A 25,063-nucleotide genomic window follows, 5' to 3' on the forward strand; every position below is an offset into this window, starting at 1 on the left:
CTTGAGCTATCAAGCTATGCATTTGCAATCTTTTTTGGATTAAGACCTAAAGCCAACCCAAGCTTGTCCATCAAAGCGCTCTTAAGCAGCTCTTTCCTATTGCTGCTTAAGCCTCTTTGCAAAAGACACAAAAAGCATATCTTTGAAACATAAGCTTAATTCTAAGCATTAGGATTTTCAACATATTTGCTACTTGCAATGATCTTGATTTTATGTAAGAGTATTTTAATCTATAGTATTTTATTTCGTATCCCAGTTTATACATAGCAAGCCTTGTAATCATGCTTTTAAAAAAACTATGCAAATAGGATTTGAGATCTTGATTGCTTAGAAATTTTGATAGAGTCTCAATTACCGCGCTGTGTTCTTGTAGATATTTTTCTATCTTTGTTATATCATTTGTTCCCAGTGAGCTGGAATCATTGTGGCAGTAATGATAGATATGTTTTGAACTGGTGATGATTTTTGAAGAATGCAAAACTAGGAAAAAATAAATCAGAGCATCTTCTGCCATGGTCAAATGCCTATCTTTTTCAATGGAAGAAAAAGCCTTCAAATAAGTGCTTTTCTTGATGATTTTAGAGCAAAGATTCCAGGGGCATTTCCCCAGGGCCAAAACATGCTTGCAGTATTCAAAATTGCTAAAGTTTTGATCTCGCAAAAAATCATCTTTCATTATCTCCCCTGAGATGTGATGTAAAAAACCAAACCAGATAAAATCCCCCTCCCCCTCTTTATGTAAAATTCTCACACATTCTTCACAAGCTTGAGGCTCTAAAAAATCATCAGGATCTAAAAAGAGTATGTACTTGCCTTGGCTATGCCTTACCCCCTGGTATCTAGCCATCAAAAGGCCTAAATTGTGTGTATTGTGGATGATTTTTATCCTCTCATCTTTTTTGGCAAATTCTTTTGCTATTTTTATGCTCTCATCGCTGCCACAGTCATCCACAATGATGATTTCAATATCCCTAAAGCTCTGATCAATACAGCTTTGCAAAGCCCTTGCTATGTAGTTTTGTACATTGTAGGTGGGTAAAACAATGGAGATTAAAGAATTTTTCAAATCACACCTGGCGCAAGTTTTAAAAGCTGCAATTATAATTTGGAAAAATTAATGAGAATTTTTCTTATAAGCCATTGATAGGACAGTGGTGGTGGCGTATATAAGGGCTAGAAAATTTGAGACTTGTTACCCCATCTAGATAATCCAGGGCTTAGCAATTCGTATATGCCATATCTATCCAGTAAGTGCAGCTACAATCGCTGGATATTCTTGTGTTTTTTGCTCCTCCAACGCAGGGCGTTGCAGATCCCACGCATCCATTCATCCGCACAAAATCCAATCCAAACCCCCAAAATCCCTAATCCAAAATAAAAGCATAGGATATAACCCACGGGCAGAGATACGCCAAACATGAAGATGCACCCGCTAAAAAATGGGAATTTCGCATCCCCACTGGCGCGCAGAGCGCTCACCATGACGATATTAAAAGTTCTCCCCGTCTCTAGCACAAGAGAGAGGGCAAAAAGTGGAAGCATGATGGCTTCAAAATTGCTAGTGGCATGCAATTTCTCCAGCGTAAAATCTCTGTACAAGAAATTCACAAGGGCTACAATGAAGCTAGAAAAAACACTGATGTATAGCGCAATCCAAGTGTGCTTATAAGCGACTTTGAAGGCATTTGCCCCTATCAATTTTCCCACAATAATTTCATTTGCCATGCTGATTGCTTGCCCGATGAGCATGATAAGAAGCGAAATTTGAAAATAAATGGTTTGCACGCTTGTGTGCGTGGGGCCAAGCTCATTAACAAAAGAAAAAGCAATGGTGTATTGCACGATCCACAAGAGATTTTCTCCAGCGCTAAATCCTCCGATGTTGAGGATTTTTTTGAGGATTTGGCCCTGAAAATAGAAGAGTTTTTTGAGATTTAGCAGGATTTTTGTTTGATAAAACAATACCCACAGAAGCAGGGCAAGAAACACGATGCGGCCAATGATGGTAGCCACCCCGATGCCTAGGAGTTCAAGACTTGTATGATAGAGGACAAAATAATTGAGCAAAATCTGCAAAAGATTCATCAAAAGTGAGGTTAGACTCACAAGATAGGCCTGATTGTATACGCGCAGCACAGAGGCTAGGATGATGCCAGTGGATTCCAAAAAAATGCAAATAGCAAGGGATTTGAGATAGATTGAAGCTTGGGAAAAAAGCTCTTGGGAAGTGTGTAGTGCTAATAAAAGCTCACTAGCAAAAAAATAGATAACCCCACCACAAACTGCCCCTACCAAGAAATTAAGCCCTAGGCTTTGATGTAGCGCGCTATTTGCAAGATTTAAGTCTCTAGCGCCGATGCTTTGAGCGATGAATACGCTGCAGCCAATGGAGAGGAAATTGAAAATCGTGATAAAGAGATCAAAGATTTGATTTCCCACCCCCATGGAACCTACTAAAAAATTGGAATGCCCCGCCACCATGTAGGTATTAATCATCAAGGAGGCGTAATGCAGGAAAATTTCCAAAAAAATGGGAATGGATAGGGCTTTGAGAGAGAGTTTTTTCATGGATTCCTTTAGGGCTAAGCTATTTTGGAAGATTATTATATAGAAATTAAAAAAAGGATTGAGAATCCAAACATAACTCCTTGCTAGAATCTTTTTCTTTAGCGCAGGGGTTTAGTGGGATTTTGGCGGGGAGGCTTTAAAAAGGACGGGGTTTTAAGAGAGGTGGGGTTGTCTAAAAAAGCGCAGGCAAGGATTGGCATCGATGGGTCATAAAGAGGGTAAATGAAGAGGAAAAATGGATGCAAAAGTGTGATTGATATGTCATTGATTCAAAAAACTGTAACAAAATGGTGCATTTTTGGCAAAAAGAGAGTATTTTTGATATTTTTTCAGATTTGAATTGGTATTTTTTAAGAAAAGAAAGGATTTTATAGTGTCAGATCGATATTTTTTGGGGCAGCCAAAGCCCCTTTTTAGTTTGTCATGGGTGGAGCTTTGGGAGAGGTTTTCTTTTTATGGTATTCGCCCTTTGTTGATTTTGTTTATGATTGCCACGATTCAAAATGGCGGGCTTGCATTTGATAGGGCAGATGCTGCTGCGATTGTGGGGATCTTTGCGGGATTCATCTATTTGGTGGCGCTGCCTGGAGGATGGTTGGCAGATTGTTGGCTGGGTCAAAAAAATGCAATTTTATTTGGTGCTCTAATCATGTCTCTTGGGCATCTATTCATCGGGTTATCAGTCTTTTGGCATTTTATGTTTTTCTTGGGACTTGTATTCATTGTGCTGGGATCTGGACTTTTTAAGACCTGTGCATCGGTTATGGTGGGCATGCTCTATAAAGATGGGGATGCTAGAAGAGATTCAGGATTTATTATTTTTTATATGGGGATTAATTTGGGTGCATTTGTCGCTCCTTTGCTCTGTGGTCTTGTGCAAAAGCAATATGGCTGGCACTGGGGTTTTGGGATTGGCGGGCTTGGAATGTTGATTTCTTTGATTATTTTTTATTTCAAGGCGATCCCAGATTTTAATGATTTTGATAGAAAATTTGGCCTAGATAAAAGTTGGTCAAGTCCAAATACCAAGGTCAAAAACATAGGCCTTTATGTGGGTATTGCACTTGCGCTTTTATTCGCATTTATTTTTGCCTGTGGTGTGGGTTGGGTCAAAATTAATCCTGTTTGGGTTGCCAAGAACATGGTTTTTTTGATTAGTGCCTGCGCCATTTTATATTTTATCTATTTGTATTTTTTCAATACCCACATCCAAAAGCATGAGAAAAAAAATCTCATTGTTTTTGTTGTTTGTTTTGTGGCTGCAGTCTTTTTCTGGTCAAACCTGGAGCAGAGCCCCACATCCTTCAATCTCTTTGCTGCAGATTTCACTAATCGCATGGTTTTTGGTTGGGAGATTCCTATAACTTGGTTCCAATCCCTAAACCCACTTTTTATTATCATCTTTGCTCCCATAATCAGCATGATCTGGATTTTTTTGGCAAACAAAGGATGGGAGATCCATAGCCTTAGCAAATTCACTCTAGGCATGATTGGGGCAGGGATTGGTTTTGGCGTAATGTTTTTTGCCGCAAGGCTTGTCATTTCTGCGGGCATGGTTTCTCCTTGGTGGCTTGTGGTGGGTATTTGGTTTATGACCATGGGAGAGCTTTGCCTAAGTCCTGTAGGGCTTTCTATCATGACACAGATTGCACCAAAGGCAATCAAAGGACAGGTCATGGGTCTTTGGTTTGTCGCATCATCTTTGGGAAATGTAGTTGCTGGGCTTATTGGAGGTGGTGTGAAGGTGGATAAAATTGAGGCATTGCCTGATCTTTTTGCTCAATGCGCATATATGCTTTTTGGAATCGCCTTGCTTTTATTCCTAATCAAAGGGCCTATTATTAGAATGCTAAAAAATTCCTAGGCACTCTAAAATCTTTTAGATTCCCTGGCATTTCTCAAATTTTTCGAGCATCTGGTGTGAGAATTTTTCCAGGCTTGAAAGAGGCTTGAAGGATGGGAAAGTTTATAAAAACCAAAGAGGCAAGAGCGCAGCTCTTCTTGCTTGGTCTGCCCTCCTTTCTGGGATTTTCCCTTAAATTTCGCCCCTAATTTTTTAATTTATTTTAAGAAAAAAGAATTAAAATGTTGCGAGATTTTGTGAAATAACAGAGGAAACTACAAGGAGAGAAGAATGGAAGTTTTGGCACAAAGATTGCAACAACAAATTGAAAAAATACAAGATCATGGGGAAATCTTCCATAAAGAAGTGAACAGGGGCTTTGTGGAAGCTTTTATGAAGGCTTTTAAGCTACCTGCGAACTTTTTAGATCCCATTACTAAATTTTTGTCTCTCAAAAAACCAACAAGCATTATATGGCTTAGCCTTTCAGAATGCACGGGTTGCACAGAGAGTTTTTTACGCAATGAAATCCCTGGTATTGATTCCTTGCTTTTGGAGCAGATTAGCCTAGATTATCATGAGGTTTTAATGGGAGGGGCGGGTTTTGAGGCAAGAAAAAATCTGCAAAATCTTGATAAGGGGAAATATATCTTGGTGGTGGAGGGGAGTGTGTGTATAAAAGAGCCTTTTTTTGCGACATTTGGCATAGAGGGAGTGAGTGGCGCAGAAGAGCTTAGGCATTTGGCAGAAAATGCATTGATGGTTTTTGGTGTAGGGACTTGTGCGAGTTTTGGAGGTGTGCAAGCAGCAAATCCCAATCCCACAAATACACAAAGCATTCATGAACTAATTTCTAGACAAGTAGTAAACATCCCTGGGTGTCCGCCCAGTGATATTAATATTGTTTATTCTCTGATGTATGGGATTTTATTTGGTGAAGCACCCAGCATGGATTCTCTCAATCGTCCCCTGTGGGCATATGGCAAAACCGTGCATGAAGCTTGCGAGCGCAAGGCAAAATTTGAATCAGGGGATTTTGTCCAGAGCTTTGATGAGGAAAGTATGAAGATGGGTTATTGCCTTTATAAAGTTGGATGCAAGGGGCCCTATGCCTATAATAATTGCCCGAAAGTGAAATTCAATAGCAAAACAAGCTGGCCCATCCAAGCAGGGCATGGCTGCATCGCCTGCAGTGAGCCTAATTTTTGGGATGACTTTGGTGTATTTGAGACCCCGATGCTAAAAGACCACCGCTCTTTTGCTAGCAAAGAATGGATTACAAAAGAAGAGTCCTGCCAAAATCTGCAAGATTTTCGCACTAGCATTGAGGAGGATTGTATCGGGATTTTTTTGGATTCGCAAAATACCCAAATCCTATGGAAGGGGCAGAATATCTTGGAGGGAAACTTGGAGGTAAATCCTAGGGTATTTTTGCAGACACTCGCTAATAAAAGCAAGCTAACCGCAAGGTTGGTGGAGAATTATAAGAACTATTTTTCTGCCCTGTATCAAAAAAACATGCAAGAATCTGAAGAGAGCTTGATTTCTAAGAATATCGCTGATGTGCTCAAGCTTATGCATTTTTTACTTAGTTTAGAGAGGGAGAAGAATTTCCATCATTATGCCCTAGATGAGGCGATGAGCTTTGCATTTAAAAAAATTAGTGATATGGATTTTGGCGTAAAAATCGCGGGAGATAAAATCCTCATTGATGCCAATAAGGGCATGCGTTTGGTACTCTGCTATGCATTAGGGGGACTAGAATATGATGGAATTGCTTATGGAATGATGGCAAGCTTATGCAGGGCATTGCGTGAGGGCGTAGGGAAATTTATGGAATCTCAAGAGAGGAGTTTCTCTGTGCTTGTGGGTGGAGATTTGGTCCAAAATTCCTTAGTGAAGCGATGGATTTTGAGGGATGAATAAAAGGGCTGTAGTCATTGCTGGTAATGGTCCATCACTGGCACAAATAGATTATTCTCTTTTGCCTAGGGATTTTGATGTTTTTCGTTGTAATCAATTTTATTTTGAAGATAAATATTTTTTAGGAAAAAAGATTCAGGCGGTATTCTTTAATCCTGGTGTATTTTTTGAACAGTATTATACGCTTAAGCAATTAGAGGAGCGTGGAGAGTATTGCTATGAGGAAGTCTATAGTAGCATGATGCATTGGGCAGGAGAGAGGGATTATGAGGAACTGGATTTCAAGAGACTCTATCCAGAAGTAAAGATTGCTCATGATGAGGCGCTCAAATGCCCTAGGCTTGCATCACATTTCAAATACCAAGATATGTATTTCAAAAAACGCATCACAAGTGGAATGTTGATGTTATTTGTGGCTGCAATCAAGGGCTATAGAGAAATTTACCTTGCAGGGATTGATTTTTATGAAACAGGGAATTATGCATTTGAGCACAAAAGCACCAATGCAAATTCCTTAATTGGTTATGAGGAGGGTGTTGTGACAGAGCAGCATTCCAAAGAAGTTGATTTAGAAGCATTGGATTTGATTAGAGATTTTTTTGATTTGCACATCTATGCATTATGCCCCCAAAGTCCCATTGCTTCTTATTTGTCTATTCCTTTTCCTTCTCCTGCAAACTTTTTTCCACCAAAGAAAAAGGAGGGTTATATCTGTGATATTCTAATTCCCCAAGTGCGCAATCCTTTGTTAAAGGAAATCCCTCCTGGAATTGCTAGAAGAATTTTAAACAGATTGCAGAGGTATTTTGGCTTTCTTTTCCCATTTGTAACAAAAAAATAAATCCCGTGTTTTTTGCTTTTCTTTGTTTTTTACACTTTGAGTCCTTTTGTTTTTGGCATCTCTGTTTTAAGCGCATCTCGCTCTTATTTTATTTGGTGTTGTGCCATCTCCCTCGCGCTATACACCTCCTTGTCTCACCTCTATTTGCGCTACCAACCCAGCACCCCACCCTTTTATTGAGGCGTTTTCCCACTCCCTCCACATCATCTACATTCTTTTGTGTTATTCCACTTTTTAGATGTTTTGCATAAAGCCCGAAACTTCAAACCAAGCAAGCCTCAAGCGCACAAAAGGCTTAGACCCCCCCCTCTTGTTTTCAAATCAACATCTGCCAATGCAGGAAAAAATCTGCCTCACCCTCTCATCCATTTCACATCCTAAATCTCTGTACCCATACGCCACACCCCACCTATTTTTTTTCCACCTCTCGCACTAGTCTTTTTCCTCAAAATCTTTTATGCAATCAATATCTAAAGAATCTTTTTGCTCCATGACATAGCCGATGGGATTATCATTGAAGCTGGTTTCAAGACTAAGCATAGAAATAGGGTTGATGTAGATTGCTCCATTGATGCGATAGATTTTTGGAAGATCTTGGCGGGGGATTGTGCTATTTGTCTTTAGGATGGGAGAGAGTGCATCATTTTGCATTTCCCGCATAAAAATAGGATGTTCTTTTATCTCACACACGCTTGCTACGGCTTTTTTGTGTTTGAGATAGAGGGCATAGGCTTCCTCTATGTGCTTTGCTGTGCGGAGAGGGGAGGTGGGTTGCAAAAGAATTAGGGTTGTGAAGCTTTTGCCAAGGGATTGGTAGTTTTTTAAAGCTTCCAAAACGCATTCGATGGTTTTGCTAGAATCCTGCGCAGTGGCCATAGAGCGTAAAAATGGCACATTGGCTCCAAATTTTTGTGCGATATATGCATAATCCTTGCTGTCTGTGCACACAAAGATTTCTTTGCAGATTCCACTTTGCTTTGCAGCATGGATGCTATGAGCAAGCAGGGGCAAGCCTCTAAAATCTCTGATATTTTTGTCTTTTACCCCCTTGCTTCCGCTCCTAGCAGGGATGAGCGCAATCACTCCCACAAAATCACCCTCATGAGAGATCTATAAACTTTTTTTGGAGTTTTGTTTTCCAAATTTTTTTGTCTTTTAGGATTTGGAGGAAGAGCTTTGCGCTATCCCCCCTGCCAAAATCAAGCTTTGGAGGAAATCTAGGGAGATTTTGCACATCCTGGATGGCGCGCAAAATCTCTTCTTTTTGCGCAGGAACTGAGAAAATATGAGGAGTGTTTTTGTCATATCTGCCTTCTTGTCTTGTACCAATATTGATTGCAGGGACCCCATAGATGGGGGCCTCGCGGATCCCAGCAGAACTATTGCCAATGAGGAATTTTGCATGTTTTAGCAGTGTCAAGAAACATTCAAATTTGATGGAGGGAAATACCGCAAATTGCTCTGGATCCTGCAGGGTATGAATGTGCTTGATGATGGTTTGGGATCCTGGGTCATTGTTGGGGTAGATGATGATATAGGGGATTTTGGAGGCCTTTAGTGCTTGCAGGCAGGAAGAGATGTCAGATTCAAGATTTTCTAGTTCTGTGGTCACGGAGTGGTAGAGAAAGATCCCATATCCCTCTCCTTTGAGCTGCTTAATCTGGTAGTAATGTTCCTTGATGGATTCCAGGCTGGGGAGATTTTTGCTAAGCATGGTATCGATGTCTGGAGAGCCGATGACAAAAATGTGATTTTCTTTCTCTCCGAGCTGCAAGAGGCGTGTTTTTGCTTCTTCTTTGGCGACAAAATGCAGATGCGCGATTTTGCTAATGCTATGGCGCAGGGATTCATCCACGCTCCCGCTGACTTCCCCTCCCTCGATATGAGAAACGATGATATTTTGAAATGCCCCCACGATGCTCCCAGCCAGCGCCTCCAAGCGATCGCCATGTACCACGATCATATCAGGTTTGTAGTTTTGCACGAAGGTGGAGAAATGCTCAATTGTATGAGAAAGTGCCAGATCCATGGCCTTAGCATTCGTATAGGGCTTGCCAAGTACCACAGATTCAAAGCCATCTTTGAAAATCTCTAGATACGTATTGCCATAGGATTCTAGCAGATGCATGCCGCAGGCAAAGATTTTGTACTCAAAAAGTAGAGAATTCTTCACTTCTTGGATGAGGCTTTTGATTTTGCCCCAGTCAGCGCGAGTTCCAGTGAGAAAGACGATTTTTTTCTTCACTCCTACTCCCATGCTCGTTTCTCTCTCTCTCTCTTTGCCCTCAATCATCTCCCATGTGAGATGTGTATCACTGGGGATGTCACAGATTGCAGTCTTGCCTAAGATCTCCTCAAAATCTCTGGCTTTGATCTCCCCAATGCCAGGGCGCTTGACCCAGAGATTTTGCATGCTAAATTTCTCTCCTTTTTTGATTGGCGCGATGCTCACACAAGTTGCAAAGGCAAAGTCCATGGTTACTTGCTCTTCTTTGGCAGGCTCTTTTTCCCCGCCACGCATGGCAAAAATCTCTTTGGCACTGATGATGAGATCTCTTGCTTCTTCCTCATCCATCGAGCAGGGGATATCAGGACCGGTGCGATTTTTGTGATCCGTGAAATGGCGCTCGATGATGCATGCACCAAGAGCGATGGCACTTTTGCACGCATTGTTATTTTGTGTATGATCACTTAGACCAATGGGGATGTCAGGAAAGGCTTGCATGAGGCTTTGCATCGCGCCTAAGCGGACTAAATGAGGAGGAGTGGGATAGAGATTGGTGGTATGCAGAAGCGCAAAGCTCACACCACTTTCTTTCAAAATTGCTACGGTTTTTTTTACGCTTTTGAGATCATTCATGCCTGTGGATACAATCATAGGCTTGCCAAAACTTGCGATATGCTTAATCAAGGGAGTGTTATTCATCTCTCCAGAGCCGATCTTATAGGCACTTACTCCCATTTTTTCCAGGCGGTCGGCACCCGCACGCGAAAAGGGAGTGGAGAGGAAAATCATGCCTTGGGATTCTATGTATTCTTTCAGCGCAATTTCATCTTTTTCACTTAGAGCACAAGATCGCATAATCTCATAAATGCTTTTGTCACTATTGCCTGGAATGACATGTTTTGCCAGAGAGCTCATTTCATCTTGGATGATATGGGTTTGATGCTTGATAAGCTCCACTCCTGCTCTTTTTGCAGCATCTACCATTTGCTTTGCAATCTCTAAACTGCCATTGTGATTAATTCCAAGTTCTGCAATCACAAGTGGTGGAAAGTCTTTACCAATTTTTCGGTGTTGTATTTTGAGGGTTTGCATGGTTATAGAATTCTTTGTGGTTTGGATGAATTGTAGCAAAAAATTTTTATCATTTATAGCTGCAAAATAGCGCCACCCCACCGCTTATGCTGCAATTGTGCCAGAGAGTTTAGGGGCTGTAAAATTCACACAAACAAACGAGACCCAACACGCGCTATTCACGCAGGACAAAGTGGCATTCCTCTGGTAAAATTGCAAAAATCCAAGCGCTGCAAAAAGCAAAAAGCAAATGAGTGGATTAGCATCTTTGTGCGACCAGATAAATAGGGTGGTAGGTGAGGGTGTTGTGGTATTTGTTTTCTAGATCTTGGAGGGTTTTTTTGGTGATTTTGGCATCTTTTGCCAGGGCATTGGTGCCAGTGCTCTGTAAATGAGAAAAGACCTCTAGCGCCCTGCCAAAAGAAAGACACACGCGCTCTTCAAAAAGATGCAGAATCTTCCAGTTTTGTTTTAAAAATTTCTCATAGCAAGCAAGTTCCAAATAAGGCAGGCCAAAGCCCGTGAGCTCCCTGATTTCATAGAGATTTTCTTTGCCAAAGCAAGTGATGGCCAGGATGCTGTCTTTTTTGCTAAAAAGATCCAAATTCTTAAAAAATAATTCTTGATTTAGCCACTGCATGCAGGCATTGGAGAGAATCAGATCAAAGGTTTTTGAAGCAAGATGGAGATTTGCCTCATTCATATCAAAAGAGAAAAATTCTATCTGGGGGGGGAAATGATGGGCATAATCAATGATGTCATTGCATAAAAATCGTTCATATTGCAAGCAATGAGTGATTTTTTGAGTGAAGCCCCCAGTCCCAGCACCAAATTCAAAAATGCTATCAAAAGATTTTTTGGGCAGCAAGGAGAGGAGTTTGTCTTGCATCTGATTTTGGATGATGGCATGGGCATTGTAGCTATGCTCTGCGCGCAAAAATCGCTTTTTAATCAAATCTTTCATACATCCTAACCTCATTTTTTGTGTCTGATTGCTTTTTTGCTTGAGTGAAATTTTGCGCCAAATTCTACCCGACTTTTCCTCAAATTTGCATCAATTTTTTATCCGCATCTAGGCTAGATTTTTCACCCAAAACGCTCGCCCAAAACCCCAGTGCTAATTTTGCATCATGCCTCAAAAAAATCCTCCCATCTTTGCACATCAAAAAATACAAAATGTGGCGCTTGCAGGATTTTATAATGCTCCCAAGTACTTTTTTGGATCTTGCTTGCAAAGATTGCATCCTCCTGACTGATATACACATCATCCCATGCAAAGGAGCGCGGTGGAATGGTGCATAGGGTATGATAGAGCCAGGATAGCTCCTCTGTGAGATTTGTGGGAAAGGTGAAATCTCTAGCCTTTGGGAAATGCCATCCAAATACCCCCTGGTAGAAATCCAGGGGAGAGAAATGCTTGATGGTATGGGCAAAGATTCTAGGCGGAATGCCAAATGTTTTGTGGATGCCATAATCTGTGCCATTGATGGCAATGGATTTTTTTATGTGGAGTGTGGGAGGAGTGAAGCGATTGGCCATTGCCACGCCCATAGACCAGGCGAGCAAAAAAATCTCTTTTCCCTCCAAAAAATCTAGATTCAAAGCATCCTCGCGATAATCATAAACCAACACGACACCACATTGTGCATGCAAGTGCTTAAAAAAGTTAGGGTCTGTGCCAAAGCCTCCAAAGCAGAGAGTCACTCTTTTGGTAGTGATGGGATGGAGGATTGTTACTTGCATAATGCCTGGGCGATTTGTGTAATTTCTTCTTTGTCTAGTCCTGCGTGCAGGGAGATTCGGATCCTTGCTTGATTGCTTGGCACTGTTGGGGGGCGAATGGCAGGGGCATAGAATCCTCTTTCTTCTAGTCTTTGGGAGAGCTCTAGGGTTTTTTGATTGTCATGGGTCATGATGCAAAAAATCTGTGCCCTTCCAAGGAAATGGATTCCAGAATCTTGGAGATGAGATTTTAGCAATGCGCAGAGTTTTTGCAAATGCTTTTGGCGAGATTTGAGTTTGGAAAGATTTTCAAAGACATAGAGGGTAAAAGCGATGTTGATTGGCGGGAGCATGGTGGAATAAATCAGGCTTCTGGCCTTGTTGATGAAATATTGCTTAAAAGTTGGGGAGCATAAAACACATCCCCCCACAGAGCCTATGGCCTTGCCAAAGGCAAGTACGACAAAATCAATGGACTCTAACAGGGCAAACTCTTTTGCAAGGCCTAGCATCTCCTGCCCACACACACCCAAAGAATGCGCTTCATCCAGATAGATGGAGAGATTTTTATAAAGGCTTTTGAATCGCACAAACTCCACAAGCGGGGCAAAATCCCCATCCATGCTAAAAATCCCCTCGCTTACAAGGATGACATGCTCATATTTGTGGGCATGGGTTTGGAGGATTTTCTCTACTTCTTCTAGATGATTATGCTTGAAGCGGAGAAATCTAGCGCGCGAGATTTTGATCCCATCAAAGATGCTAGCATGCGCAGCACTATCAATGACAAAGAGCACGCCTCCAAGCTGATGGAGTGAGTCAATGCAGCCAATATTGGCATGATAGCCGCTATTAAAAAGCAGCGCAGATTTGGGTGCATAAAGCAAGGAGAGCAGGGACTCTAGGCGGGCAAAAATCTCAAAATTCCCACTTAAGATACGAGAAGAAGAGCTAGAAAAAGGAGTGAGTGCAGGGTCATGTTGGGCTAGAAATTCTCCTTGCAAGGAGGGGTCTTGCGCGATCCCTAGATAATCATTTGTTGCAAGATTGAGCAGGGGTTTTTCTCCCTTGTAGAGTAGTTTTCCCTGGTGGGAGAGGGGAGAAAGTGCTCGAAAGTTTGTATTTTCCCTCAAAGCATCCAAAATTTTTTGTGCCTTATGTTGCATTGGGTATTCCTAGGTGGTTATAATCAAATTTTATCAAAATTCCTAGGAGAAGCCATGCAGAGTTTAATCAGCCAGGACCTGGCACATATTTGGCATCCTTGCACGCAGATGCAGGATCATGAAAAAATCCCCCTCATCCCTATCCAAAGAGGCGAGGGGGTGTTTTTATTTGATTTTGAGGGGAGGGCTTATATTGATGGGATTAGTAGCTGGTGGGTCAATCTTTTTGGGCATTGCAATCCAACCATCAATCAAAAACTCAAAGAGCAGATTGATAGTCTTGAGCATGTGCTTTTAGCAGGCTTTACTCATGAACCAATTATTACGCTATCTAGGCGATTGTGTGCTCTTTTGCCAAAATCTTTGCAGAAATGCTTTTATGCGGATAATGGCTCTTCAGCTATTGAAGTGGCATTAAAAATGAGCTTCCACAAACATAGGCTAGAAGGGCGGATGAAGACAAAATTTCTCGCCCTAACCCATAGCTATCATGGCGAGACTCTTGGTGCTTTAAGTGTGGGAAATGTGGCGCTCTACAAAGAGACCTATGGCCCATTGCTGCTAGATTGCATGTTTGCTCCCTCCCCTGTGGGGGAGGATTTTGCCAAAGAGCTTGAGATTTTTCAATCCCTTATCAAAAACCATCACAAGGAGCTCTGCGCATTTATCTTGGAGCCTTTGGTGCAGTGCGCGGGAAATATGAATATGTATAGCAGGGATTTTGTGCACGAGGCTTGCAAATTTGCCCAAAGCTATGGGGTCAGCGTGATTTTTGATGAGATTGCTGTGGGATTTGGGCGAGTGGGCAGTATGTTTGCTCTCTTGCAATGCGGGGTGGTGCCAGATTTTCTCTGTCTTTCAAAAGGCATCACAGGTGGGTATTTGCCCCTATCTGTGGTGGTGACTAGTGATGAGGTGTATCAGAGTTTTTATGCACCCTATGAGGAGGGTAGGGCGTTTTTGCATTCCCATAGCTATACGGGCAATCCACTGGCCTGTGCGTGTGCTAATGCGGTGTTAGATCTTTTTGAAAAGCAGAACGTGATTGAGAAAAATCAAGAGCTTGCTAGCTATATTTTGCAGCGCTTTATCTCTTTTGGTGCGTTTAAAAATGTCACAAATATCCGCTCATGTGGTATGATCTTTGCCTTTGATCTTATTAGCAATCAAAAGCGCGCAGGCCTAGTGTTTTTTACCAAGGCTCTGCAATGGGGGATGATCTTGCGTCCGCTTGGCAATACGATTTATTTCATGCCGCCCTATGTGATCACAAAAGAGCAGGTGGATTTTGTCTGTGATGGGATTGAGGGAATCTTAAAAGAATTTAAGTGATTTTTTGAGGGGGTGGAATCGCCATGTTTGGGAATTGTTGTGTGTTTGATGGGATTTTTGGGATGTGCAGAAGTCTGTGCTGCCCAAAGCACACAAGTAGGGAAAAAGCATACAAAAACCAAGCTAAACACGCAAAAGCGCAAGGATTTAGAGAGAGTGCAAATGTATTAGCGGCTTGAATTGCGCGTGAAAAATCTCTTGTGCAATTGCAAAATTCTCTCTGTCAAAAAAAGGCAGATGCAAGAGGGGGAGATTTGTATGTGCCCTCACAAAAGAGCTGATGCTTAAATCCTCCTCCCCACACAGCAAAATCCCTAAAATCTGAATTTTTCGCTTTTGCAATGCCTCTAGACTCAAAAAAAGATGACTGATTGCACCAAGATAATATTTCCCCACCAAAAAGGTGGGTAGCTTGTGGTGAGCGAGAAAATCTATGACGAAATTTTGCTCATCTAGTGGGCAGAAGAGCCCGCCTGGAGTTTCGATGATGAGGTTTTTTGCAGAGGGGATGGGGAGGGAGAGGCCATGGTATTTTGCATTTTCTTTTTGTTTGCCGATGTGGGGGGAGGCGGGGGTTTTTAGGAAGTAGCCTTCTTTGTGGATGGTGGTTTGTGGGGAAAACTGCAAGATTTTTTGACTGTCTTTTGGATTGCCTGCTTGAATGAGTTTGTAATAATCATATTTTAGGATTTTGCAGAGCATGGCACTGGCATGGGTTTTGCCTGTGTTGGTGTGGATTCCGCTGATGCAAATTTGCATTTTTTCTCCTTTGTGAGATTTGCCTCTCATTTTATGGGATTTTTGCAGAATTTTATAGGTTGTTGGAATGCTTTGGGCTTTTGAGAGATTTTATGAGATTTTGAGTGGGTTTTGAGGGGCTTTTGAGAGAGCATCATATCTCATTATCACAAAGAGTCCCAAAAGCTCTCAAGGGGTGCTACAAAACACACCGCCACAAAGAAAAAACCCCATGGGTGTTCCAAAGATCCAAGACTCCAAAGCTTTGTGAGACAAAGATCTAAAAATCCCAAAGACCCCTCAAGGGAGTTTATTTTTTGTAGGCCTTGATTGCAGCATCTAGGATTTCTTTGGCTTTTTCTTTGCCTTCATATTCCTTTACCTTCACCCATTTGTTGGGCTCTAGCATTTTGTAAGTTTCAAAGAAATTTTTGATGCGTGCCAATGTGATTTTGGGAAGATCCTCATAGCTTTTGATCCCATCAAAGCGCGGATCGATCTTGCTGATGGGCACAGCGAGTAGCTTTTCATCCATCCCGCTCTCATCCTCCATGAGCAGCGCGCCAATGAGGCGGCATTTGATGAGACTGCCTGCTTGCAGGGGGTATTTGTTAAGCACAAGCACATCTACTGGATCTCCATCATCGCTCAATGTATTGGGGATAAAGCCATAATTTGCTGGATAAAACATCGCGCTATACATGACGCGATCTACTTCTATGGCGCCGCTTTCTTTGTCAATCTCATATTTGATGTTGGACATGTAGGGAACTTCGATTACTACATTGACTTTTTCTGGATTTTCTCCCACGGGGATTTTTTCTAATTGCATTTTTACTCCTTTGTTTGAATATTAAATTTTTGACTGAATAAATTCCTGCATTTCTTTGACAATTTCCTCAATACTGCGCTCACCATTGATTTTTTTCAGAATGTCTTGATAAAAGTTTTGGATTGCAGGAAGGGGTTCTAGAAAAACCTTCATGCGATTATGAAATACCTCTGCATTATCATCCTCCCCCCTAGCTCTTCCTAACACCCTATCCCTTGCGGTTTCTTGGCTTACCTCTACCTCAATTACGCTCTCTAGCTTGACCTTATCCTGAGCCTTTAGCACCGCATCAAATGCCTCCATTTGCTCAACACTTCTGGGGTATCCATCAATCAAAATCACATCTCTTGGTGCGTGAGTGATGGCATTTAAGATGGTGTCTACCACGATCTCTAGGGGCACCAGATTACCCTTTGAGGTGAAGCCCTCAATAATCCTTCCTCTCTCTGTGCCCTTGGCAGTCTCTGCGCGCAGCAAATCTCCTGTGGAATAATGTACGATTTTGTCACTATGATTTTTTGCAATCCATTCTGCATCTGTGGTTTTGCCGCTGCCAGGAGCGCCGATGATTAAAAATAACTTCTTCATTCCTTTTCCTTATTTGGTATTTCTCAAACGAATGTGCAATTCCCTAAGCTGCTGCTCGCTGATAGCACTTGGTGCATCTGTGAGTGGGCAGGTGGCTTTTTGAGTTTTGGGGAATGCGATGACATCGCGGATGCTAGGAGAATGGGTAAGTAGCATCACAAGCCTATCTAACCCAATGGCAAAACCCCCATGAGGAGGCGCACCAAAGCTCAAGGCCTCTAGCAAGAAGCCAAATTTCTCCTCTGCTTCTTCCTTGCTGATCCCCAAAATCTCAAAGACTTTTTGCTGAATCTCTTCTTTGTGGATCCTAATGCTCCCCCCGCCTAGCTCCACGCCATTGAGCACGATGTCATAGGCAATGGATTTGATGGTCTCAATGTCTGGATTGTCGATGTCTTTTGGCATGGTAAAGGGATGGTGGAGTGCGGAGAATTTCCCTTCTGTCTTCTCAAACATAGGAAAATCCACCACCCATAAAAATTCATAGCGATCGCTTTGTATCAGCCCCATATCCTGAGCGATTTTGAGTCGTAGTCTGCCCATATAATCCCATACTAGAGACTTCTCTCCCGCACCAAAAAATATAATATCCCCGCTGCTAGCTCCAACGCGCTCTAGTATTTTTCCTAGATTTTCCTGGCTGATGAATTTCACCAATGGCCCCTTGGGACCTTCTTCTTTGATTTGTAGATAGGCAAGTCCTTGGGCTCCAAATTTGCGCACAAATTCCTCTGCCTCCCCCAGGGTTTTGCGTGTAAAAAAATGATCCCCATTTTTGACCACAAGGGCTTTGAAGCGGTTTTTTTTGACATCTTTTGCGATGCTTTGAAAGATCGCATTGCTGGAGTCTTGCATCAGATCTGAGATTTCAAAAAGTGGCATTTCAAAGCGCAAATCTGGCTTATCTGAGCCGTATTTTTCCATGGCTTCTTGATAATCCATGCGCCTAAAGGGAGTCTGTACTTCAATATTTTTGCTTCGAAAAATATTTTTTATTAAAATCTCTGCTACTTCCATCACATCTTCTTGTGTGCAAAAACTCATCTCCACATCAATCTGACTAAATTCTGGCTGCCTATCTGCACGCAAATCCTCATCTCTAAAACATTTGGCAATCTGAAAATAGCGATCCAATCCACTCACCATCAAGAGCTGCTTGAAGATCTGAGGGCTTTGGGGCAGGGCGAAAAATTCTCCATCATGCACGCGGCTGGGTACAACATAATCGCGCGCACCCTCTGGAGTGGCTTTGGTAAGGATGGGGGTTTCTACTTCGATGAAATCAAGCGCATGGAGGGTGTCTCTGATAAGCTTGCAAACCTCAGAGCGCATCTTAAAAATCTCAAAAGACTTGGCAGAGCGCAGATCTAAATAGCGATATTTGAGCTTGAGCTCCTCGCTTACACCTTCATCTCCGATGCTAATTGGCGGCGTTTTGCTAGGATTTTCGATGATGAGAGAATCCACCACCACCTCGATGTTTCCAGTCTTTAGCTTGGGATTTTGCAATCCTTCTCCTCTGGCTCGCACTTTGCCAGAGATGAGCAAGACGTATTCATCTCGAATGCTTGAGGCTAGAGAATAGGCCTTTGAGCTAGGATCACAAACTAGCTGAATTAAGCCGCTTTTGTCACGCAAATCAATGAAAACCACCCCACCATGATCCCGATAGGTATTGCACCAGCCAGCTAGTCTAACTTCCTCTCCGATGTTTGTTTCATCAAGATTGGCGCATAAATGTGTTCTTAACATTTCACTCCTTTTTATATTTTTAGGATTCTTCTAAAATCAAATGCAGATATTTGTAGATTTCGCTGGGTTCAGATTTGGTGATGAAGGCAAATGCTCCAAAATCCCTCGCTGCATCCACATTGGCATCATTATGCATGGAGGAATTCACAATGACAGGCAGCGCGTGGAAAACTTCACTGTTTTTGATTTGCTTGAGGACTTCAAAGCCAGAGGTAACTGGCATCTCAAGATCTGTGATCACTGCGCCAATGCTCTCTGGAAATTCGCAGTTTTTTAGGTATTGTAAAAGCAAATCCCCATTGCCAAAGCAGATGCATTTTAGCCCCATGCGCTCAAGGATGATTTCTAGAGATTTTGTGGCGCTTTTAGAATCTTCTGCGATGAGGATGAGTTTGTTGCTGCGGATGGTTTTGAGCCCCTGCATTTGAAATTCATTTCTCTCGTTAAAAAGAGAAAACGCATTGTAGAGCATCTTTTCTGCATCTAAAATATGCACGATAGAATCATCATCATAGCGTGTGGTAGCAATGATTTTGTCATCTTCTTTTATGCCATTTTCACTGCCTGCTTGTACCTGCTCCCAATTGCGCTGGATGATATGCTTGACATGCGCGATTTTTAGTCCCACAGTGCAGCGTGAAAAGCTACACACCACCACAAGGCTTTTGGGGACATTGATGGAGAAGGGGCGCAGATCTCTTTCGATCTCTTGGGAATTGTAGTGCAGCCATCTGCCCACATCAATGATGGGAATGATTTCATTTCTGATGGTGAGGGATCCTAGGATAATGCTATTTTCTAAGCCCTCAGTGAGTGTGAGAGGATCTTCTTGATAGATGACTTCACGAATTTTAAATACATTGATGCCATAGAGTTGCGCACCAGGCTCATCTTCATCTACCAAAAAACATAAAAACTGCGCTTCATTTTTTGTATGAAGCATGGTCTCAATTTCTGCCATTCTCCCTTAAGTCCTTTTTCCTTGCAAATTTTGCTTTCATTGCGAAATTATAAAACCTCGATTCTACCAAAAATTTAAAAAATTTAAAATGCAAAAGACTTTATTTTTTCTGAGATTTTTTGATCCTTAGGCTATTGCCAATGACAAGCAAGGAGCTAAGGCTCATGCTTAGTGCAGCAAAAAGCGGGATGATAAAACCACACACCGCCAGCGGGATGAGCGCGAGATTGTAGCAAATGCTAAGGGCGAGATTTTGGCGAATGGTTTTGTAGGTTTTTTTTGCGATGTAAAAGGTGTTTTCTAGATTTTCTAGGCTGGGATTAAGCAAAATAATATCTGAGGTGAGGGAGATGAAATGATTTTGACTATGAAATGCAATCCCTACATTGCTTTGCTGCAGGGCAGCTGCATCATTGAAACCATCTCCTACCATAATGATGATTTGATCCTGGTGCTTTTTTATGAATTCTGCTTTTTGCAGAGGCAAAAGATTGGCATAAAACTCCTTGATTCCTAGCATCTCTGCTGTGAGAGCCACGCTTTTTTGATGATCCCCGCTTAGCAGCACGATGCGGGGGATTTGGGTTTGCATCCGCGCAATAAATTCCCTTGCATGCTCCTTTGGCTCATCTTGCAAGAAAAACACCCCACAAAGATTTCCATTAATGCTATATCCAAATGCAATGGGATTTCCTAGGCCAATTTCCTTGGTATCTACCTGATTTTCCTGCAAAAATGCCAGGCTCCCCCCTAGGATTTTTCTACCCCTTGCATCCACTGCACTCATCCCCTTTCCTAGGAATTCTTGAAAATCTTCCAGCCTGCCTGCTTGCAAAAAAGGTGAATTTTCTTGCAAATAGGATTTGATGCTTTGGGCTATTACATGTTTGCTTGGATCTAGGAGGGAGATGAGGATTTGAGGATCGTGGTTTTGGAATGTTTTGGCCTCTAGTACTTTGGGTTTTCCCTTCGTGAGGGTGCCGGTTTTATCTAGGCAGAGTATGTTTGCGCGCGCGATGGTTTCTAGGAATTTGGTTTCTTTGAAGATGATTTTTTGCTTCAATGCCTCAGAGATGCCGACAATGGAGGCAATGGGCGTGGCAAGGGCCAGCGCACAGGGGCAGGAGATGATGATCACAGAAATGGCTATCATGAGGCTGTACTCAAAGCTTGCATGTTCCAAAAAATGCCAATAAAAAAAGCTAAGACCTGCGATGAGAAGAACACATTTGGAAAAAATTTGGGAGAGGGAATTGGCTAGATTTTGGATCTGAGGTTTTTGGGAGAGGGAATTCTCTAGGATATTTACAAGTCTAAAGAGAAGGGAGTCACAAAAGGCCTTGGTGGTCTGATAGCGCAATGTGCTTTGGGTGTTGATGCTTCCAGATAGCAGCTCATCGCCAGTATGTTTGAGGATGGGGAAGGATTCCCCGCTGATATTTTGGGTATTTAATAGGGCTTCTTTGCAGGTTAGGATGCCATCAATAGCTAGGATTTCATTGGGCAGGACTTCAATGATGCTACCAATCTCCACCTCATGGGGTGAGCGCATCACGCGCATTCCCTCTTCTATCACACCAACTTGCGTGGGGAGCATGTTGCTTAGGCTATCAAGATTATCCCCAGCATTTTTTTTGGCCTGCACTTCCAAAAACTTCCCCACAAACACAAAGGTGATAATCATGCTTACAGCCTCAAAATATGTCTCACCCTGTTTGCTTAGTGCTGCATAAATGGAATAAAAATAGGTCAAAAACGCCCCCGTACTCACTAGCAAATCCATGCCAATGATGCGATTTTTGAGCTGATGATAAGCACTCACATAAAAAAACTTCCCCGTCCAAAAAAGCACGGGTGTGGCCAGCAGGAAAGAAGCGAGATTTAGCACATTTTTCATTGTGGGGGAAATATCTGAGAAATACCCTGCATATTGTGCCACTGCAATCCACATGATATTCATAGTGCAAAAAATGGCAATCATCATGGCAAAATAATAACTCTGCCTTTGTTTTGTGTGTGTGTTTTCTGAGATTTTTGGATCATAGACCTTGGCATCATAGCCAAGGATTTGGATGATTTTTATGATCTCTTTAAGCGTGATTTCCTCGGGATTGTAGGTGATTTTTAGTTTGTTGTTGGTGTAATTGAGAGAGAGGGTGTGGATGCCATTTTGGTTTTGTAGGCTTTGTTCAATAAGCCAGGTGCAAGCAAGGCAGTGAATCCCTTCTAGCACCAAGGAGATGTGGTATCTGCCCTCTGCATCTTTGTGGGCATAGCGCGAAAGAAAGCTTGGCGTATCAAAAATTGCCAGTGCCTCGCTATCTGGGGTTTTTGGAGGGGTTAGGGTCTGGGATTTGAGTTTGCCATAAAAACTCTCTAGATTCTTTTCATGCAGCAAAAAATAAACATTTTCACAGCCCTTGCAGCAAAAATGCAAGAGCCTTCCTTGATAGGAGATGTCATGCAGCGCAGAGTCTGGATATTCTAGCCTGCAGTGATCGCACTTTGTCATGGATTTGCCTGTGGGATTTTGGTGATTTTTGGATGAGCGACTTCTGTGATATCACTAGCATAGACCTTGATGCTGTGGGTGCGACAAAGCGCATAAATTTCGCCCACTTCCTTGGTGTGATCGATCTGCCTTGTGCTATTGTGGGTGATGAGAGGGGGCAGGATTTTGAGGCTGTTTTTGGTATGGATTTTAGCCTGCAAAAGCAAGAGGCTTGCGTTTTTGTCAATCCTGGGATAGACAAAGCGGCAAATCTCAGCATTAAAGCCGCAATTTTGCAAAGTCTGAAAGATATGATGAGATTCCTTGGCATCATAGCAAAAGATAAAATTTCCCTTCGGAGATAAAAGCTGCTTTGCTTTTTTGCACAATGCCTCAAAGGGCAGAAATCTCGCATTTCTAGCTGTTTGGATTCTCTTATTTTGAGAATCCAAAATCTCACTGCGATAAAAGGGAGGATTGCTAAGGATCACATCATAGCGCTCTGATGAGCAAAAATCCAAAAAATCCCCCTGATAAACCTCTGCTTCTAGTTGATTGGTGGCAGCATTTTGCTGGGCTAAGAAGGCATTATGAGCATCTTTTTCTACCAATGTAGCAGAGATGGCAAAATCCCTTGCGCACAAAAGGCCCAAAATCCCGCTACCAGCACCAACGTCTAATAGGCTGAATTTTTTGCGCAAAAAATTCCTTGCAAAGGCATAGAGGAAGAGACTATCGCTGTTGTAGCAATATCCATCCTGGAGTTGATAGATTCTTAGGAGTTTTTGATCCAAAGCAGTGCGTCCTCGCCCAATTTTTGTGTATGCAATAATTCCCCGCTAAAGTCTTCCATTCCCTGCAAAAGCCCCTGCTCTGAAAATGGAGGGTTTTTGGCTGATAGGGTGGGGGAGATATGCACTAAAAGCATATCAATTTGATCTCTAAGTGCAAGAAAAAGCTTCCACCCCCCCTCAATGATATTAAATCCCTTGGGAAGGGATTTCTTTGTAGAATAAAAATCCACCTCCCTTTTGTGGGAAAAAATGCGCGCATCTGCATCAAGGGTTTTGGGATTGCGGCTAAAGATGCCTACATCTGGAGCGCCAAAGACAAAGGGTTCTTGGCAAAATCTTGCATCTAGCAGGGGATTATCATTTCTTAGGGTATTTTGACTCACAAAGATTTTGTCACAGACGCTGCGCTGATTGTGCGTAAAAATTTTGGCTTCAGAGCAGGAAATGCTCCCGCTTTTATAATCCCCATCCAGGCGTGTGGCGAGTTTAAAAAGACTAAAGCGCTGCTTTTTTTGGTAGCAAAGAAAGGGCAGTAGCAAATCTTGGCATTCTTTTTCTAGTATCCTGGCAGTGACTCTAGCCCCGCTTTTTTCTAGCATCTCTTTGCCGCCTTGATTCTTTGTGGATTCTAGTGCACCAATAATCACGGATTTTATCCCTATGCTTTGCAAAATCTCTGCGCAGGGTGGGGTTTTGCCATAGCAGGTACAGGGTTCAAGAGTGACATAAATACTGCAGTCTTTAAAGAGGTTTTGGTGATGATTGCGCAGGATTTGGTGGAGTTCCTGAGAATTTGTGATGTTTTTGATGTTCTCGTCTTTGGTGAGTTTGTAATAGGCCTCTTTGAGTGAGAGGACTTCAGCATGGGGGGCACCGCTTTTTTGATGTGCACAGAGGGACAAAATCTCGCCCTCCCCACTGACTACCATCGCTGCGACTGCAGGATTTGGGAGGGTGAGGGTTTGGAATTCCCATGCTTTTTTGATGCAAAGAGACATGAGGAGTTGGTGGCTTAGCATTTCATCCCCTTTTTGTTTGGTGCATTATAATGTGTTTTTGATGGATTTCCACAGGCTCATCTGCATCAAAGCGATATTATGATAGAATTACGCGATTTTTGAAAGCTGGGGTTTGGAAATGATGAAAAAAATACTATTGTGTTTAGGGTTATTTGCTTTTGTGGTAGCACAGGATGCGCAGGCCTTAAGTGATGCGAATGACCAAGGTCAGGGGGTAAAAACAGGAGAAAAAAAGAGATTTTATCCTGCTGAGGTGCAGGGTCATAGCTATGGGGTTTTTAGTGTGGGCTATGCCTATCAGTACCAGAGTGCTGGTCAAATCACCAATACACACACTGGCAACACAATCCGCTATAAGGGGTCATTTAATAATGTCTATTTCAGCATCGAGCGGGGCTGGATTGGAGGAAAGAACAATATGTTCATGCTAGGGGGGTATTTGGATGGTGTTGCGGGGCAGACATTTTTTATCTCTGTTGGAGTTAAGGGGGGTCTACGTCTGCTAAATGGCTGGGTGATTCCTCATTTTGCTGTTGGTTATCAACTTGAGCATCTTCAATTTCCCAAAGACATCAGGCGATACAACATGCAGGGGGCAGTTTTTAGTATTGGGACTTTTGTGAATGTCACCAAGGGCTTTGGGATTGACTTCACCCTGCGGGCTGGGACACCTTTTCATATGCTCAATCGCAATCATGCAAAGACTTATGGCAACAAAGGCATCAATAATGTCGGTATCATGCTAAGCTTCACATTCTATGATTTTTCTATCTAAAAATCTCCCCTTTCAAACTCTTGGTGTAATTCTCTTCTCTCAGATGCTGGCATTTGCCTGTAGTGGAGATTGTGCCAGCTGCCACTATAGACTTGATTATGAAAATGACAAGCGCCACTCCCCCATGCTAGAATGCAAAAAATGTCACACCAAAGAAAAGATGGAAAAAATTAACATGGGCCCCACTTGTGGGCAGGATTGTTTTGTCTGCCATGATGTAAACAAGCTTAATGACAAGAAGCATGCTGCTGCCCACCGCGTGATTATGGAGTCTTGTATGTCCTGTCACAAAGATCTGGCAAAAGAAACCCTCCAAAAAAGCATCTTCAATCAAGGTGTCATCCAGCATAATTTTTTTCATCCTAAAGAAAAAAATAAACGCATCGAAAAAGGCCAGAGGGATTGATTTTTTGCTTGGAG

The 25,063-nt window shown here is 42.4% G+C and carries 21 protein-coding genes and 1 pseudogene; 6 read left to right on the forward strand and 16 right to left on the reverse strand.

Features of this window, described 5'->3' with window-relative positions:
* Positions 1–106: 106 nt before the first annotated feature.
* The gene (locus DQN48_RS03310) at positions 107–1,066 is read right to left on the reverse strand and encodes a glycosyltransferase family 2 protein (protein WP_013022954.1); all 960 of its coding nucleotides are present in this window, start codon (positions 1,064–1,066) and stop codon (positions 107–109) included.
* Between the two features lie 191 nt (positions 1,067–1,257).
* Positions 1,258–2,568, reverse strand: coding sequence for an MATE family efflux transporter (locus DQN48_RS03315; protein ID WP_013022955.1), 1,311 nt, complete (start codon positions 2,566–2,568; stop codon positions 1,258–1,260).
* Between the two features lie 373 nt (positions 2,569–2,941).
* Between DQN48_RS03315 and DQN48_RS03320 the strand changes: the two genes are divergently transcribed.
* The 3 genes from DQN48_RS03320 to DQN48_RS03330 all read left to right on the forward strand — a co-directional run bounded on the left by DQN48_RS03320 (position 2,942) and on the right by DQN48_RS03330 (position 7,175).
* On the forward strand, positions 2,942–4,432 hold the full coding sequence (locus DQN48_RS03320) for a peptide MFS transporter (protein ID WP_013022956.1): 1,491 nt from the start codon (positions 2,942–2,944) through the stop codon (positions 4,430–4,432).
* A gap of 270 nt (positions 4,433–4,702) precedes the next feature.
* Positions 4,703–6,337 carry a hydrogenase small subunit gene (locus DQN48_RS03325; protein WP_013022957.1) on the forward strand — a complete coding sequence of 545 codons (1,635 nt, stop codon included), beginning with the start codon at positions 4,703–4,705 and terminating at the stop codon, positions 6,335–6,337.
* Positions 6,330–7,175, forward strand: coding sequence for an alpha-2,3-sialyltransferase (locus DQN48_RS03330; protein WP_013022958.1), 846 nt, complete (start codon positions 6,330–6,332; stop codon positions 7,173–7,175). The genes DQN48_RS03325 and DQN48_RS03330 overlap by 8 nt, the downstream gene beginning before the upstream one ends.
* Before the next feature lie 432 nt (positions 7,176–7,607).
* Here the strand turns inward: DQN48_RS03330 and DQN48_RS03335 are convergent, their stop codons facing one another.
* The 6 genes and pseudogenes from DQN48_RS03335 to DQN48_RS03360 all read right to left on the reverse strand — a co-directional run bounded on the left by DQN48_RS03335 (position 7,608) and on the right by DQN48_RS03360 (position 13,361).
* Positions 7,608–8,264: an acylneuraminate cytidylyltransferase family protein gene (locus DQN48_RS03335; protein WP_013022959.1), complete on the reverse strand. Its 657-nt coding sequence runs from the start codon at positions 8,262–8,264 to the stop codon at positions 7,608–7,610.
* Positions 8,265–8,274: 10 nt separating this feature from the next.
* The gene (neuC, locus tag DQN48_RS03340; protein WP_322787927.1) at positions 8,275–9,468 is read right to left on the reverse strand and encodes a UDP-N-acetylglucosamine 2-epimerase; all 1,194 of its coding nucleotides are present in this window, start codon (positions 9,466–9,468) and stop codon (positions 8,275–8,277) included.
* Positions 9,451–10,494 (reverse strand): annotated as a pseudogene (locus tag DQN48_RS03345) (N-acetylneuraminate synthase family protein); the annotation flags it as partial. The pseudogene DQN48_RS03345 and the gene neuC, both read right to left, overlap by 18 nt.
* Positions 10,495–10,732: 238 nt before the next feature.
* Positions 10,733–11,437: a methyltransferase domain-containing protein gene (locus tag DQN48_RS03350; RefSeq protein ID WP_013022961.1), complete on the reverse strand. Its 705-nt coding sequence runs from the start codon at positions 11,435–11,437 to the stop codon at positions 10,733–10,735.
* Between the two features lie 164 nt (positions 11,438–11,601).
* Positions 11,602–12,216 carry a pimeloyl-ACP methyl esterase BioG family protein gene (locus DQN48_RS03355; protein WP_013022962.1) on the reverse strand — a complete coding sequence of 205 codons (615 nt, stop codon included), beginning with the start codon at positions 12,214–12,216 and terminating at the stop codon, positions 11,602–11,604.
* Positions 12,207–13,361 carry an aminotransferase class I/II-fold pyridoxal phosphate-dependent enzyme gene (locus DQN48_RS03360; protein WP_111713503.1) on the reverse strand — a complete coding sequence of 385 codons (1,155 nt, stop codon included), beginning with the start codon at positions 13,359–13,361 and terminating at the stop codon, positions 12,207–12,209. Before DQN48_RS03360 ends, DQN48_RS03355 begins: the two co-directional genes overlap by 10 nt.
* Before the next feature lie 54 nt (positions 13,362–13,415).
* Between DQN48_RS03360 and DQN48_RS03365 the strand changes: the two genes are divergently transcribed.
* On the forward strand, positions 13,416–14,693 hold the full coding sequence (locus tag DQN48_RS03365) for an adenosylmethionine--8-amino-7-oxononanoate transaminase (protein WP_013022963.1): 1,278 nt from the start codon (positions 13,416–13,418) through the stop codon (positions 14,691–14,693).
* Positions 14,694–14,840: 147 nt separating this feature from the next.
* On the opposite strand, the gene bioD is transcribed toward DQN48_RS03365, so the two are convergent.
* The 8 genes from bioD to ribD form a co-directional block, all read right to left on the reverse strand.
* Positions 14,841–15,452, reverse strand: a complete 612-nt coding sequence (gene bioD / locus DQN48_RS03370; protein ID WP_013022964.1) for an ATP-dependent dethiobiotin synthetase BioD — start codon at positions 15,450–15,452, stop codon at positions 14,841–14,843.
* 289 nt (positions 15,453–15,741) lie between these two features.
* Entirely contained in the window at positions 15,742–16,263 is a 522-nt protein-coding gene (gene ppa, locus DQN48_RS03375; protein WP_013022965.1) for an inorganic diphosphatase, read from the reverse strand.
* Between the two features lie 21 nt (positions 16,264–16,284).
* Positions 16,285–16,851 (reverse strand): adenylate kinase, encoded by a 567-nt coding sequence (locus tag DQN48_RS03380; RefSeq protein WP_013022966.1) that lies wholly within the window; start codon positions 16,849–16,851, stop codon positions 16,285–16,287.
* A 9-nt stretch (positions 16,852–16,860) separates the two neighbouring features.
* A complete protein-coding gene (gene aspS / locus DQN48_RS03385) occupies positions 16,861–18,603 on the reverse strand; it encodes an aspartate--tRNA ligase (protein ID WP_013022967.1) in 1,743 nt (580 codons plus the stop codon).
* A 19-nt stretch (positions 18,604–18,622) separates the two neighbouring features.
* Positions 18,623–19,564, reverse strand: coding sequence for a chemotaxis protein CheW (locus tag DQN48_RS03390; protein ID WP_013022968.1), 942 nt, complete (start codon positions 19,562–19,564; stop codon positions 18,623–18,625).
* A 100-nt stretch (positions 19,565–19,664) separates the two neighbouring features.
* Positions 19,665–22,076 (reverse strand): heavy metal translocating P-type ATPase, encoded by a 2,412-nt coding sequence (locus DQN48_RS03395; protein ID WP_013022969.1) that lies wholly within the window; start codon positions 22,074–22,076, stop codon positions 19,665–19,667.
* Positions 22,073–22,849: a tRNA1(Val) (adenine(37)-N6)-methyltransferase gene (locus tag DQN48_RS03400; protein ID WP_013022970.1), complete on the reverse strand. Its 777-nt coding sequence runs from the start codon at positions 22,847–22,849 to the stop codon at positions 22,073–22,075. Before DQN48_RS03400 ends, DQN48_RS03395 begins: the two co-directional genes overlap by 4 nt.
* On the reverse strand, positions 22,831–23,868 hold the full coding sequence (gene ribD, locus DQN48_RS03405; protein WP_013022971.1) for a bifunctional diaminohydroxyphosphoribosylaminopyrimidine deaminase/5-amino-6-(5-phosphoribosylamino)uracil reductase RibD: 1,038 nt from the start codon (positions 23,866–23,868) through the stop codon (positions 22,831–22,833). The genes DQN48_RS03400 and ribD overlap by 19 nt, the downstream gene beginning before the upstream one ends.
* Positions 23,869–23,986: 118 nt before the next feature.
* On the opposite strand from ribD, the gene DQN48_RS03410 reads away from it, so the two are divergent.
* Entirely contained in the window at positions 23,987–24,643 is a 657-nt protein-coding gene (locus DQN48_RS03410; protein ID WP_145980429.1) for a hypothetical protein, read from the forward strand.
* Entirely contained in the window at positions 24,627–25,049 is a 423-nt protein-coding gene (locus tag DQN48_RS03415; RefSeq protein ID WP_013022973.1) for a cytochrome c3 family protein, read from the forward strand. The genes DQN48_RS03410 and DQN48_RS03415 overlap by 17 nt, the downstream gene beginning before the upstream one ends.
* Positions 25,050–25,063: the final 14 nt, after the last annotated feature.

Origin of the sequence: Helicobacter mustelae (assembly GCF_900476215.1) — a bacterium.
GTDB classification, from domain to species: Bacteria; Campylobacterota; Campylobacteria; order Campylobacterales; family Helicobacteraceae; genus Helicobacter_H; species Helicobacter_H mustelae.

What these genes read in the sequence shown, in the direction of transcription:
- ppa (WP_013022965.1), bottom strand. Translation starts at nt 16,263, where the DNA reads ATGCAATTAGAAAAAATCCCCGTGGGAGAAAATCCAGAAAAAGTCAAT.
- DQN48_RS03360 (WP_111713503.1), bottom strand. Translation starts at nt 13,361, where the DNA reads ATGCAACATAAGGCACAAAAAATTTTGGATGCTTTGAGGGAAAATACA.
- DQN48_RS03330 (WP_013022958.1), top strand. Translation starts at nt 6,330, where the DNA reads ATGAATAAAAGGGCTGTAGTCATTGCTGGTAATGGTCCATCACTGGCA.
- DQN48_RS03410 (WP_145980429.1), top strand. Translation starts at nt 23,987, where the DNA reads ATGATGAAAAAAATACTATTGTGTTTAGGGTTATTTGCTTTTGTGGTA.
- DQN48_RS03415 (WP_013022973.1), top strand. Translation starts at nt 24,627, where the DNA reads ATGATTTTTCTATCTAAAAATCTCCCCTTTCAAACTCTTGGTGTAATT.
- DQN48_RS03355 (WP_013022962.1), bottom strand. Translation starts at nt 12,216, where the DNA reads ATGCAAGTAACAATCCTCCATCCCATCACTACCAAAAGAGTGACTCTC.
- DQN48_RS03315 (WP_013022955.1), bottom strand. Translation starts at nt 2,568, where the DNA reads ATGAAAAAACTCTCTCTCAAAGCCCTATCCATTCCCATTTTTTTGGAA.
- DQN48_RS03365 (WP_013022963.1), top strand. Translation starts at nt 13,416, where the DNA reads ATGCAGAGTTTAATCAGCCAGGACCTGGCACATATTTGGCATCCTTGC.
- aspS (WP_013022967.1), bottom strand. Translation starts at nt 18,603, where the DNA reads ATGTTAAGAACACATTTATGCGCCAATCTTGATGAAACAAACATCGGA.
- DQN48_RS03395 (WP_013022969.1), bottom strand. Translation starts at nt 22,076, where the DNA reads ATGACAAAGTGCGATCACTGCAGGCTAGAATATCCAGACTCTGCGCTG.
- ribD (WP_013022971.1), bottom strand. Translation starts at nt 23,868, where the DNA reads ATGCTAAGCCACCAACTCCTCATGTCTCTTTGCATCAAAAAAGCATGG.
- DQN48_RS03325 (WP_013022957.1), top strand. Translation starts at nt 4,703, where the DNA reads ATGGAAGTTTTGGCACAAAGATTGCAACAACAAATTGAAAAAATACAA.
- neuC (WP_322787927.1), bottom strand. Translation starts at nt 9,468, where the DNA reads ATGATTGAGGGCAAAGAGAGAGAGAGAGAAACGAGCATGGGAGTAGGA.
- bioD (WP_013022964.1), bottom strand. Translation starts at nt 15,452, where the DNA reads ATGCAAATTTGCATCAGCGGAATCCACACCAACACAGGCAAAACCCAT.
- DQN48_RS03350 (WP_013022961.1), bottom strand. Translation starts at nt 11,437, where the DNA reads ATGAAAGATTTGATTAAAAAGCGATTTTTGCGCGCAGAGCATAGCTAC.
- DQN48_RS03390 (WP_013022968.1), bottom strand. Translation starts at nt 19,564, where the DNA reads ATGGCAGAAATTGAGACCATGCTTCATACAAAAAATGAAGCGCAGTTT.
- DQN48_RS03380 (WP_013022966.1), bottom strand. Translation starts at nt 16,851, where the DNA reads ATGAAGAAGTTATTTTTAATCATCGGCGCTCCTGGCAGCGGCAAAACC.